The sequence below is a fragment of the Halobacillus kuroshimensis DSM 18393 genome (genome assembly GCF_000425705.1).
GTDB lineage: Bacteria > Bacillota > Bacilli > Bacillales > Halobacillaceae > Halobacillus > Halobacillus kuroshimensis.
In genome coordinates, this window is sequence record NZ_AUDY01000011.1 from 85,350 (window position 1) to 97,582 (window position 12,233).

Below are 12,233 nucleotides of genomic sequence, written 5' to 3' on the forward strand. Positions count from 1 at the left end.
GAAGATATGTGATCTTCTCGCTTTTATAATTTCCATTCTTCAGTCCAGAAGATCAAGAATCTGAATAAGGATCTTGGAGACTTCGACTGCCTTATCTTCTTCAGTTGAAACGAGCTGCTGTAGTCGTTCTATGGCGGAAGAAACTTCTGTTGGAAGCTCAGGTGGTTCCTCGTCTTCATTGGTTCGTTTCAGGTAGATATCTTCAATTTGGATATCTAAAGAGATATCCTTATCCCAGAAAAGGAGTTCATCTTGGTTATCAGAGCTGAATGAAAAAGAATAATCCTTCCAATCAGAAGTGAGCTTAATATTTTCATTCAACTTTCTACGGTCTTGAACATAGAGATTCAACGTAGCTGAAGAATCAGACTTAGCTTTAAATGTAATTTCGTACATACCCTCATCGAAAATCTGCCGATTGGTTTGAGGGAAATATTTTGGCAAGGGATTGAAGGATGTCGGTTTCGTCCACATATTCTTTCCTGGATTGGAATCCTCTTCGGTCACAATGTTGCCGGAGACTGTCACTCGCTGAGTATCCCCCTCAACGAGAACGGCTTCTACTCCGCTCCTCAAAATGGTGTTGCTGCTGACTACATTCCCACTTGATGGATAGCTGTCAAAATGAACCCCGTTTACTTCACTATTTAAGACTGTATTCCCCGTAACCCGAATATCCTTGTACAGCCTTCTTCCATCAGGGAAGTCAGGCGTACCCCCTTGAAAGTATGAAGCCAAGACGTATATAGAATCGTTCCAGCTACTATCAATACGGTTATTGGTGATATCCATATCTTTCATACCCGTAATGTATACAGCCTGTTGATAAGGAAACCGCTGTCCTGTAACTTTTGGATAAGATTGAGAGATCGTATTATTTTTTATGTCCACGGACGAATTTAAAGATACTCTGCCCTCTACAAATATCCCATTACATCCATACTCGTGATGCTCTGCATAGTTGGTAATTGTGTTACCTTCAATTATACCGTCGGAAACCGTTCGAAATCCGATTCCGGTACAGTAAGCGTTCTCGATATTGTTGTTCTTCACTGTAATATTACGGTGGGGCTCATCCCCGGGCTTATGCGTTGTGTGTCCGACTTCGATGGCATAATCGGCCACATCCCTTACCGTATTTCCTTCAATAAGGATATTATAGGTGCTGTCCCCTTGGTACATGAAGAAAATACCATTCTGATTGTCCGTATGATCAATGATGTTGTTCAGGACTTTGATATCGTGTGTTTCCTGCATGCCTAGTATTCCGTTGCTGCCACTGTCTTTGATGACGTTGTTTTCAATCATTCCATTAGAGGAGTACCATAGTGCAATGCTGGCATCCACGGAATTAATAATTTCAATATCGTGAATATGCAGCTCATTGACGTAAGCAAAAGACATAGTATGAGAGAAGCCGCTGTTGACGAGTTCTTCTCTAAGCTCCTTGGCACCGTCGAAGGTGATGTGTGACACTTCCACATTTGAGATCTTATCAGCTAACAAAATTTTACTTGGATTCAAACTGCCATCAGATTGGACGGCTTCCATGGTCAGAATAGTCTTGCCGACTCCTTGTCCGGTTAAATGAACATTATTTTTGAGACGGAGGGGTTCAGATAAAACGATTCTTTCAGCTGGCAGGGTTACTACTCCTCCCCCTTGTTGACTGACCTGATCAATTTTATCCTGAATTTCTTTTAACGTGTCCAAAGGTTCATCAGCATGAACATTAATAGTAGACGTCAGGCATAAGGACATCGCTAAAATTATCCACGCGAATAGTTGTTTCATAAGTTTTCTTATCTCCTCTATATCAGATTTGTCCTATATATAGAGGTGAAAATCGACTCTACATGAAGACTAGTTCATCTTATTATCATTTTTGTATTAACGTGACATTATGCTTAGGAAATGGGCAGAGAAACAAAGGAGCACCAAAAAACAATTCCAGAAACGAACGTACTTGCTGTTGGAAGGGGAAACGGGTTGTAGAAAAAATAAATTCAATTATATAAACGGTCAGTTTTGATGTAGCTTCTTTTTAATAGAGCCAGCACTCCTGTATGTACCTGCACTCTGCTTGATTAGGTCAGGATGTTTATAAAATCTTGTATGGTTTTTAAACCTGCACCAATTAATGCAGGATGCTTATATTTCCCGGGAAATTGTCATGAATGGACAAATCAGTCTAAAGAATGACTTTATTATTCCTCTCAATAATAGTCATTCTAATTGTTCGCAAATCAGGAACAATTCTGACATGGAATAGACAAAAATACCCGAGCTGTTCGTCTCGAAAAAGAAATATAGTAGAAATAGGATTATAAGTGAAATATTGAACAAATAGGAGTTAAGGGGAGAAGTATGACAGAGTTGATATTGGAAAGGGTGCAGTGTGGAGCAACAAAACATTATTTAACTTCCTGTTTGTGCCGCTGCCGATTGGATAGGTATTTATAGTGGAGTTGATGGCAGGGAGGTATTCCGTTCAAGGTCACCATTCCCTTTGTCGGTTCCAATCCACCTTGAATCAATCTCATTTTCTCTCCATTTGGCGTTTGTTTATAGGACAGACCGCGTGCTGCTCCTTGAAAAATGTCGGCTGATGTTAGAAGGTCCCATGAAAAACTACTCTATCAAAGAGAACGCTTTGCTCACTTTTATGAGCTGGCTCATCCGTTTGAATGAACATCCAAACAGGTGGTTAATTAGGGGGAAAGCAGTATGAAATCAATTATAGTGTATACATCCAAACATGGAAGTACTGAAAAAGCTGTCCAGTTGCTGTCAGACCGATTGGATGGAGAAGTCGCTGCCGTTAAAGTGGATAAAGCCTGGGGAATTAACCTTCACTCTTATGATCGGGTGATCCTCGGTGGTCCAATTTATAATGGGCAACTCTCCATGGAACTCAGTTCCTATGCCGTTTGTCATTTACACACTTTGATGGAGACGCAAATCGGTTTGTTCATTCTTGCAGCAGCGGAAGATGTTTTCACTCTGCAGCGCGAATTAGAGGAGGCGTTTCCTGCGCCGCTTTATGCTTACGCTTCTGCTAAGGAATCTTTTGGTTATGAGCTGCATTTAGGTGGGTTGAGCGCTTTGGAAAAAGTGATTCTCGAAGCCAATGGTATATCCCGTAATGCTTCCAAACTGTCTTTCTCAGACATCGAACGTTTTGCAGATATGTTGAACAAAAAAATGAAAATCTATCGGTGAAGGTAAGGAGGAAGTGAGAGGTTGGAAAGAGAGTCAGTCTTGTCTTAGGTAAATCGCCTAGAGCCTTTTCAAGGATGCTTCTAATCATCATCGGAAGTGTATCATTGGGGCTTGGAGTACTGGGCATTGTTCTTCCCCTGATGCCGACAACGCCATTATTGCTGCTCACCACGGTCTGTTACATACAAAGTTCCGATCGATTGTATGACTAGCTGATGATGATCAAATGGTTCGGATTTTATATTCGAAATTATAAAGCTGGACGTGGCCACCCGATTAAACCTAAGATGTCCGTGCTCCTGATGATCTGGTTTCCGTTTTTGTTTTCGGCTTTTTACACCGCTCCCAATCTTTTGTTGAAAGTTGGTTTTATCTTCGGAGGGTGCTTATATACCGTTGTGATCTATTTGGCAAAAACGCATAAACCGGTAGAAGAAGGATAACCATTGGGTTGCGTCTCTTTTTTGTGTGGAATGAGTGATTATGTAGTGAAAATAAGGAAGAATTCCCCCTTACATTTCTTTAGGTGAGAATTCTTCCTTATTTATTTCCTTTTAAAATAATCGACCGTTTCCGCTAACCCCTCATTCAAGTCATACGCTGGAGTCCAGGTGAGTTCGCTCCGTGCCTTCTCATTGGAAAGCCGGCTGTGCCGGATGTCACCTTCCCGTTTTTCATGATAAACAGGCTCCATTGATATCCCGCACTTCTCAACAAGCAGGGTGTAAAGGTTGTTGATCGACGTTTGTGTATCACTGCCGATGTTGAGGATTTGGTTATCCGCCTTCGTCATGGCAAGCAGGTTGGCCCGCGCGACATCATCGACGTAGACAAAGTCGCGGGTCTGGCTGCCATCCCCGAAAATGACCGGGGGTTGGTTCTGTAAGAGCTGCTCAACAAAGATGCTGATTACACCGCCTTCCCCGTCGGAGCGCTGCCCGGGACCATAGACATTCGCATAGCGGAAGATGGTGTAGGGAAGGCCGTGAAGCGTGTGGAACAATCGGATATACGTTTCGGCTGCTGATTTTGAGGCTCCATAAAAGGATAGGGGGCTGGTTGGATTCTCCTCGTGGAGGGTGTCACGGGTCTCCCCATAAACGGCGCTGGAGGAGGAGAAGATGAATTTTTTCACTCCATAACGGCTGCTGTATTCCAACAGCTTTACGGTGCCTGAAATGTTAACGGCAGCGTCTTCCGCCGGTTTTTTAAGGGATTCCGTCACATTCACTTGAGCAGCGAGGTGCATCACGATGTCGGGTCTCTCCCTTTCGAATATATCCTTCACTTTTTTTGATGAAAGCTTTCTTTTGAAAACCTTCACTCCACATGGAAGGTTTTCTTTCCGTCCGTTGGAGAAATCGTCTAAAACAATGGGAATGTGACCTTCTGACAATAGCAGGTGGACAATCCGGGAGCCGATGAATCCGGCTCCACCGGTCACTAATACTTTCACTGAAAACCCTCCTTTCTATATAAATGATTCTGGTAAACGGCTTCAATTTTTTTAGTCATGACATCGCTGGTAAGGTGCTTGCGCGCGTAAGACTCGGCGGCCTCGGCAAACCGCCTGCGCTCTTCTTTGCTGGTTATGAAACGCCTGAGTGCCCGGGCCAGTTCTTCTACATTCCCCGGTTCGCAGAGAATTCCGGTTTTTTCAGGGTGGACCATTTCCGGTATGCCCCCACATGTGGTGGAGATGACCGCCTGCTTCGAATGCATAGCTTCGATGATGGATAAAGGGAAGTTGTCATTGATCGTAGGCAGAACATAGATGTCTGACTGGGAGAGGATGGACGGGATATCGTCTCGTCTTCCCCAGAAGGTGACGTTATCCAGCTCCCATTCTTCCGCTTGTTTCATCAGGATTTCTTTCATGACGCCATCTCCGACAATCCATACGTCTACATGATTCCTATACTCCCGCAGGCTTGCCAACGCTTCCAACAGATAACCATGACCTTTACGTGGGGCCAGTCGGGAAACGCAGGTCATGGTGAGTTTTTCACGGGGGCGGAGGGGGAGAGGTTTAAAATCGATGCCGGTATGAACGGTCACCAGCTTTTCTTCCGCAGCTCCAAGATCCATCAGGTTGGGGCGGAAGGAATCAGCGATCATGATAATTTTTGTACTTGCTGCTATTCCGTTTTTCTCAATACACGTAAAATAGGCTTCTTCAAGGGACCCTTTCTGGATTTTGTTGAATGTCAGGCGGCTTTTCGTGAAAAATCCGTGGGGGGTGAAAAAAAGTGGTTGTTGGTACGTTTGATTCAAATCTCCAAGAAGGAAAAGGGCAAACAGGTCCTGGGCGTGGATAACGTCATACTTCTCAAGGTTTTGGGTTTTGAGAAACGCTGAAAACACATGAAGAAAGCTGAGGTTTTTAATGATTTTTTCGTTTGTGGATCCGTAGCGTTCCATCATGAACGCCCGGGCGGCGGCGGAGGCTTCCGGAATCCACTCCTCCAGCTGCACGGAAGACATGTCCCCGGGGGCCAGTACATCGACGTGATGCCCTGCTGCCTCCATGCCGTTTTTTAATGAGGTGATGTAATGGGACAGCCCGCCGGTATTGGGATATCGAAGAAACGTTACATATAAGATGGTCAAAGGCTTCGGTGGCCGGCCTTCCATTTGCTGCTGGTGGAAGGAATGGGGGGAGTTGGGAGCGGCGTCTTTAATCTTTAAAAAATACTGATCCATCACAGCAGTAAGAGCGGGATGAATGCGGAAGGGTGGCATTTCACTCACGTTTCCTCGTCCTTTCTTATCTATTTGTAAATTCCCAGCTCTTTCCCCCATGCAGCTATTTTCTCCAGGTGGTAGGGCAGGAGTTCCCCTCCACGGTTTTCAAGGATGCGCCTCAGCTGGGTGTGCAGTCCTTTTTCAAGGGTCCGCTGCAGATAGGCCATTTTATAAAGCTTCATGGGCGGCGTTTGGAACTCAATGCCATGCTTTTTCATTTCCTTTGTATAAACATCCACGACTCGAGTGCGGATGTTGTCAGCGTCGTTCTGCCAGTCTTTGCGGAAGGCGATCAAAATCTCGACCATGACAATCATATCGAACCAGGACGGGGCGAATTTCGCTGATTCCCAGTCAATGAATTGAATGGGCCAGGCGGTAGGTTTCTGGACATCCTTTGAACAGATATTCTGCATGTGAAGGTCACCGTGGGTGATGGAGAACCCGCTTTCCAGAAGTTCAGGGAAAAAATCAGGGCCCTGCTTATACATGTTTTTCAATGATTTGTAATGAGGTTTGATGACATCCTTCCACTGTTTTTCCTTTTTGGCCTTCGTCAGCATGGTTAGTGTATTGGACATGAATTTTTCCCGGTCTTTTCTCATTTCGGGAGAGTCGTACATCGGAAACCAAGGCTGCAGAACCGCGGACTCCCTTCTGAACTTTTCCTCGTACGTGTGGGCGTGCAGCTTGGCAAGGGCAGGGATGATGAGATCGAAATGGTCGGGGGTGAACGTCAATTGTCCCCGGATCTGCGGGACAAACTCCATAAACACCCACGTATCTGACCCGTGTTTCTCCACTAAATAGATGTTAGGGAGAAATTCTTTCAGGAAAGGATAGGCCCTGCTGTAGATATTGATCTCAATTTCATTTTTATATTTGGTCGAGTGATAGATTTTGAAAATGGTCGGAAAGGTTCGGTTGTGTGTTTGAAGGTCGAGCTGATAGATGCTGCTTCGCTTCGTGGACTTCAGGTTTTGTATCGAAGTCTCTATGAGCGACACTTTTTTTCCAAGAGAGGCAGTGAGCTTCTCTTCAATACGGTTTTTATGAAACATCGACGTCAGTTCGGCGGCGGAATACATGGTTACTCACTCCTTCGGTTCTTCTTCCAGGCATTCTTCAAATGGGATAAGGTGCTGCGTATAAAAGGCATCGGGTCATCGAGGGCAAGGAGAGCAAAAACCTTCTTCCCCCTGAACCCATCTAAGAAATCTTTGACACTCATCCCGCCGTTCTTTCTTTTTTCAAGAAAGGTCAGGAAATAGCGGACAAGATAGATCCACTGAACACCGTCTGTCTGCTGTAAGGATGGTGCGGGGTGATGGCCTGTCAGGTGCAGGTAGTAAAAATAGGCAAAATCAACGCCCGAAGCGCCGGTTAAGCTGTGGGTGAGCCAGAAACGAGGGTTGATTTCAATAAGCTTGTATCGGCCATCGCGTGGGTCTTTTTTGTATTCGATCATCCCGATCCCTTTAAGGTTCAACGCTTTCAACAGTGGCAGGCCTTCCTCCACGAGCTCGGGAATTCTCCTGCTCACAATATGGGCGCCTGTGCCAAACTGGGCCGGGAACTGGTGATTTTTCTGCAGGGTGAAAAGGGCGAGTAATCTCATGTTCTCATCAAAAAAGGTGGCGATTTTATAGAAGCATTGGTTATCGCCGGGGATGATTTCCTGTATGATCAGCTCTCCGAAGGCCCGGTATGCCGGATAGACTTCCTTCAGCATGTCAGCATTCTCTATGTGAATCGCCTTTTTGTTGACGTGTTTCCGGAATTCATGACCGAATACGGGCTTTAAGATACACGGGAACTCCAACTGTGCGATGGCTTCATCCAGTTGCTGTTCATCTTCTATAAAAAAAGTTTTCGCTGTCGGTACGTGATGCTGTACGGCCAATTCATACGTTCTCTTTTTATCGAGCAGATCCATGATGGTTGAATGATCGGGATATAAGAACAAATAGTAGGATGATAGTTCACGGCGGTACTTGGAAATGAACACCACATAATCATCCGCCCCGGCATAGAGAACGGGTTTATGATCGAGAGATTCGGAGGTTTGGATTAAAAATGAAAGCAGCTCTTCCTCCTGGGTCAAGGGACTTGGGCAGACAGCGCAGTGGGCGAGCCGTGATTTCCCTTTGGAGTAGGGTCCTTCTGTATCGAAGGCATACACATCAATCCCTTTTCGGGCAAGAGTGTGGATGATTCCGACACCGTTAGCGCTTAAATCAAGCACGACAGCTGGATGTGTGAACATCATACTCCCTCCGAATCGAGAAGGTTATAGTAGAGTTCTTCCACGCGGCCGACCATTGCTTCCCGTGTCAGGTGCTTCTTGGCATAGTCATATGCCTCGCCGCCAAGCTTTTTTCGTAAGGCTTCATCTCCAAGCAGTCGTTGGAGCTGGGTGGTTAACTGGCCGACATGTCCCGGTTCTACCACGAGACCGGTTTGATTGTGATGAACAATTTCCTTGATGCCGCCGCAGTCGGTAGTCAAGACAGCTGCCCCGCTGTGCATCGCTTCTATAATGGAAATCGGAAGGTTGTCGTTAACGGTAGGAAGGACGAAAATATCGGTTTTACTCAAAATAGCAGGAATGTCCTCTCGTTTACCTAGAAATTTCACGTTTGAGAGTTTCAACGATTTGGCCTCAGCTTCAAGCGTTTCCCGCATTTCCCCGTCCCCGACAATCCACACCTCTGCCTGGCCGATCCGCTTGATCATCGACAGTGCCTTGAAAAGATGTGTATGTCCTTTGCGGGGCCCCAGTCTTGCAATGCAGGCGATGACAACTTTCTCGTTCCTGTCCTTCCGCTTCAATTCTTTGAACTCAATGCCGGTATGAATCGTGGTCAGTTTTTTCGGTTTGGCCCCGAGAGAACTCAATGGTTCGCGGAAGGAGTCACTCAAAATGACCATGTGGGTGGCGTAGTCGATGGCTTTTTCCTCCATTTTTTTGTAATACACTTCTTCGGCGGATCCTGCTTCAATGCGGTTGAATTTGACCCTGCTGAAGGTGAACATGCCGTGGGGCGTAAAAAGAAGCGGCTTTCCTATGCCTTCATTCAATCTTCCCAGGATGTTGGCTGTAAATAAATCCTGGGCGTGGAGGATATCGTATTTCTCCACTTTGACGGATGATATCATCTGTTCATAGATATAGAGGAGACGTGAGTTCTGGATGATTTTACTTGTACTGCTGCCATAACGCCGTTCAAAGAAAGTCTTTAATTCAGGAACAATCGCTTCGCGGAGCTTTTGTACCTTTTTAGGTGAAAATTGGCTGGGGGCGATGACATCGACTTTATGTCCCATAGATTTGAGGCCTTCTTTTAATGTAGTGATGTAGTTGGAAAGACCGCCGGTATGTGGATAATCCCAAAAGGTCGTGAGGAGGATGGACAATTTTTTCTGTCCGGGTTTCTGTTTTGTTTTCTTCTTCCGTCGTGGTTTTTTATCTTTTCCTTCAAGGAAGGCGCTGAGCGGCTTTGATTTGATTCCATAATATTCATCTAGAGCGGCAATCAGATGGGGGTATGGAAAATAGGATTCTTTCATTTCCATATCCTCCTGATCACTTCAAAGGCTTCAGCGTACGGAACACCGATAGTCATCCCGCGGACACTCGCCAGGTGTTTGACCCCTTCATAGGAACGCGGATGGGGAAAGTCCCGCATTTCAACTTCGTAATGTTTCAAGGAAGCTATCTTTTCTTCGATCTTTGTAGATATATTCACATAATAGTTGGGCTTGAACTGCTTATCACTGGACGGTGCATTCCACTCACTCGATGATACGGTTTCGAAGGTGATCAGCTCGATCGGCTGCTTACCAGGGAGGGGGCGGACGGCTGTGAGTACAGCCTGGAACGTAATCTGATGATCGATATTCACATCACCGTAGTGGTGGGTGAATACGATCGATGGCTGGTAAATCTCAATCAGTTTTTCAATTTCCTTTGTTAATAGATGGAGAGGCATCATTTCTAATTCCAAGTTCGGGTGTTCTAAAAATACCATTTCCTGAATTCCGATCTCTTGGTTTGCCTTGCGGGCAAGATGTTGAATGTGATGAGCCTCTTCTTTTCTTCCGTTTGCTGTAATGATCGATACGACTCTACTTCCCTGGTCCGTGTATCTCTTCAGTGTTCCTGCTGTGCCAAGGAGTTCATCGTCCGGATGGGCAGCGATGACCAATACAGTATCTTTCATTTTCTTCACCTCATTCTAATCTCTATTACGTTACTATATGTCTTCCGAATGATAGTCGAAACAGACACGAGCACAGGGCACCTGTCTGTTTGTTCCCCTATTGTAATGCAGCCTCAGAATAAAAAAGTAGAGAGAGGAGTCGGGTGCTGCCCTGAAAATAGGCTCTACAACCTTTTTGCAGCATCATATATTGATTAGGAACGAAAGCTCTAATGTAAAGAAGGTGAGCCGATGAGAAAAAATCACAGTCCATCGAACGCTGGAAAGGTTCCTGAAGGTAAGGGGCAGGATTATCATGCTTCCAGAAAGCCGCACAAAAATGCCACAGCCATGGATGATGTTCTAAAGTCCATGTTTAAACTGGGGGACCATCTTGAAGTCTTCTTCCGAGATCAAGTGCTCGGAGGGGGAGGGACCTATATAACAGCGTTCCACAACGTTCTCGTCTGGGTGGATCGTAAGGGACATATCAATGTGACCAATGTATGCGGCCCTGTCAGTGTAAGGAAAATCAAAAGGGACAGAAAAAAACGGGGGATATCCAAGAAGCAGGCTGATCCATGTTCCATGCGGAAGGACAGGAGAAATCACACCTGTGAGAAAAAGGACACCGAACGCCGGGATGAAGAGCTTCTGAACTTCGTCAAAATTGAGCAGGAACAATCAGAAGGCGGCCTGTCCTCTGATACGTACAAGAACTAATACACATAGAAGTGGTCATCTATCTATCAATGTATATCCTGTCCGGCATCCGAAACAGAAAATCTATCAAGGGCTAATAGGAAAACATTCTCAAATTGAGCGATATGCCTGTACGCATTCCATGACTCAGCATAGAAATAGAGTAAACAGTGAAAAGGAGGGAAATGATATGTATAAAGATAAAGAAAAAGATAAAGGCCAAAGCATGGCTGGGTTCCTTAACAAGATTTTGTCCATGGGTGATAAAATTGAAGTTCTATCCGGTGATGAAGAGCTGGATGAAGGTTCCTACGTATATGCGGACGATCACTTCTTAGTATGGGCTGATGATAACGGCCATATCAACACAACGAACCTTGATAATGTTACGGTTCGTAAAATCTAATTGAACGGAAAAAAGACTGGGATGGATCCAGTCTTTTTTTATGGAAAATAAAGTAGAAAGCACTCGATGCTATAAAAGGGTATTGAGTGCTTTTTTACTTATTTGGCTTTCTTCCAGGCTTGATAGACATCCGGCCTGAGTGTTTTTACATGTTTCATGAATTCTCCGGAGAGATCAAACTTTTTCATACCCTTCATCAGCTTCGTTGGATAAGGGGCGTTCGATGTGAAGGCACGTTTGTGGTCAATCACTTTAAAATCGCCGGAGGCATCCATCAGCATGTGGCGGACCTCTGTATCCCAGCGGGTAAACCCTAACCGCTTGAACTCTTCCAACACGAACAGGATTTTTTCCGTCATTTCTTCATCGATGTATCCATGACGCTTCATATGCCGGGCAAGAGAGATGCCCTGAACGAACTCCATGACAATATAATGCTCTCCATATTCATAAAGGCGGGGCATAATGGTCGAGGTCTGTCCGATTTTCATCGCTTCCAGTTCCCGCTGCCATGTTTCCTCTTTAAAGAAGTATTTGACGACTTTGTCGTCGGCGACCTTGTAAATCTCCCCATCTTTTCCATCGCCGATTATCTCATAGGGGGCCAGGTCCTTTTTAGTGATTTTCCCATTAAATAGATTCTCCATAGGATCATTCCTTTTTTATTATAGACTTTGATGCTTCTATTAGTTTATGGAGGTTGTTTTCGTCTCGTAACCGGACCAAGTGCTGAAATTTGGGATGACGTAGAGGAGAACTGGCTGGGGGTTCATGACATTTGCCAAATGGCTGATCTTATGATTTAATAGGATTACATATTTTAAAGCGTAATCGTTACACTTTAAATTGTTGGGGCATCCTCTTTAACAGGAGGTTCCCAAAAAAATTTACTGTAAATTAAATAGTAATGATTACATTTATGGATAGACAAGCATTTCTATAAAAGATTGGAGATA

At 44.9% G+C, this 12,233-nt stretch carries 12 protein-coding genes; 4 read left to right on the forward strand and 8 right to left on the reverse strand.

All coding sequences use genetic code 11. The features are described 5' to 3' along the window. Nucleotides 1-39: 39 nt before the first annotated feature. Nucleotides 40-1,794, reverse strand: a complete 1,755-nt coding sequence (locus H615_RS0113155; RefSeq protein ID WP_027955584.1) for a right-handed parallel beta-helix repeat-containing protein — start codon at nucleotides 1,792-1,794, stop codon at nucleotides 40-42. Nucleotides 1,795-2,727: 933 nt separating this feature from the next. Here H615_RS0113155 and H615_RS0113160 point away from each other — a divergent pair. Both H615_RS0113160 and H615_RS22720 read left to right on the forward strand, forming a co-directional pair. Continuing rightward, nucleotides 2,728-3,222: a flavodoxin domain-containing protein gene (locus tag H615_RS0113160; protein WP_027955585.1), complete on the forward strand. Its 495-nt coding sequence runs from the start codon at nucleotides 2,728-2,730 to the stop codon at nucleotides 3,220-3,222. Between the two features lie 74 nt (nucleotides 3,223-3,296). Continuing rightward, nucleotides 3,297-3,434 carry a DUF454 family protein gene (locus H615_RS22720; RefSeq protein WP_244877755.1) on the forward strand — a complete coding sequence of 46 codons (138 nt, stop codon included), beginning with the start codon at nucleotides 3,297-3,299 and terminating at the stop codon, nucleotides 3,432-3,434. Nucleotides 3,435-3,766: 332 nt separating this feature from the next. Here H615_RS22720 and H615_RS0113170 read toward each other — a convergent pair whose 3' ends face one another. From H615_RS0113170 to H615_RS0113195, 6 genes are read right to left on the reverse strand one after another with little or no spacing between them, the layout of a single operon-like run. Beyond that, entirely contained in the window at nucleotides 3,767-4,678 is a 912-nt protein-coding gene (locus tag H615_RS0113170) for an NAD-dependent epimerase/dehydratase family protein (RefSeq protein ID WP_027955586.1), read from the reverse strand. Beyond that, the gene (locus H615_RS0113175) at nucleotides 4,675-5,964 is read right to left on the reverse strand and encodes a glycosyltransferase family 4 protein (RefSeq protein WP_035532295.1); all 1,290 of its coding nucleotides are present in this window, start codon (nucleotides 5,962-5,964) and stop codon (nucleotides 4,675-4,677) included. Before H615_RS0113175 ends, H615_RS0113170 begins: the two co-directional genes overlap by 4 nt. A gap of 29 nt (nucleotides 5,965-5,993) precedes the next feature. Continuing rightward, nucleotides 5,994-7,055 carry a phosphotransferase gene (locus H615_RS0113180; protein ID WP_027955588.1) on the reverse strand — a complete coding sequence of 354 codons (1,062 nt, stop codon included), beginning with the start codon at nucleotides 7,053-7,055 and terminating at the stop codon, nucleotides 5,994-5,996. 2 nt (nucleotides 7,056-7,057) lie between these two features. After that, a complete protein-coding gene (locus H615_RS0113185; RefSeq protein ID WP_027955589.1) occupies nucleotides 7,058-8,236 on the reverse strand; it encodes a carboxylate--amine ligase in 1,179 nt (392 codons plus the stop codon). Further along, on the reverse strand, nucleotides 8,233-9,537 hold the full coding sequence (locus tag H615_RS0113190) for a glycosyltransferase family 4 protein (RefSeq protein ID WP_027955590.1): 1,305 nt from the start codon (nucleotides 9,535-9,537) through the stop codon (nucleotides 8,233-8,235). Before H615_RS0113190 ends, H615_RS0113185 begins: the two co-directional genes overlap by 4 nt. Beyond that, the gene (locus H615_RS0113195) at nucleotides 9,534-10,190 is read right to left on the reverse strand and encodes a PIG-L deacetylase family protein (protein WP_027955591.1); all 657 of its coding nucleotides are present in this window, start codon (nucleotides 10,188-10,190) and stop codon (nucleotides 9,534-9,536) included. Before H615_RS0113195 ends, H615_RS0113190 begins: the two co-directional genes overlap by 4 nt. A 231-nt stretch (nucleotides 10,191-10,421) precedes the next feature. Between H615_RS0113195 and H615_RS0113200 the strand changes: the two genes are divergently transcribed. Continuing rightward, complete coding sequence (locus H615_RS0113200) at nucleotides 10,422-10,892, forward strand: hypothetical protein (RefSeq protein ID WP_027955592.1); 471 nt, start codon at nucleotides 10,422-10,424, stop codon at nucleotides 10,890-10,892. Between the two features lie 169 nt (nucleotides 10,893-11,061). Beyond that, on the forward strand, nucleotides 11,062-11,277 hold the full coding sequence (locus tag H615_RS0113205; RefSeq protein WP_035532206.1) for a hypothetical protein: 216 nt from the start codon (nucleotides 11,062-11,064) through the stop codon (nucleotides 11,275-11,277). Nucleotides 11,278-11,375: 98 nt separating this feature from the next. On the opposite strand, the gene H615_RS0113210 is transcribed toward H615_RS0113205, so the two are convergent. Continuing rightward, entirely contained in the window at nucleotides 11,376-11,924 is a 549-nt protein-coding gene (locus tag H615_RS0113210; RefSeq protein ID WP_027955594.1) for a serine/threonine-protein kinase, read from the reverse strand. Nucleotides 11,925-12,233 lie beyond the last annotated feature (309 nt).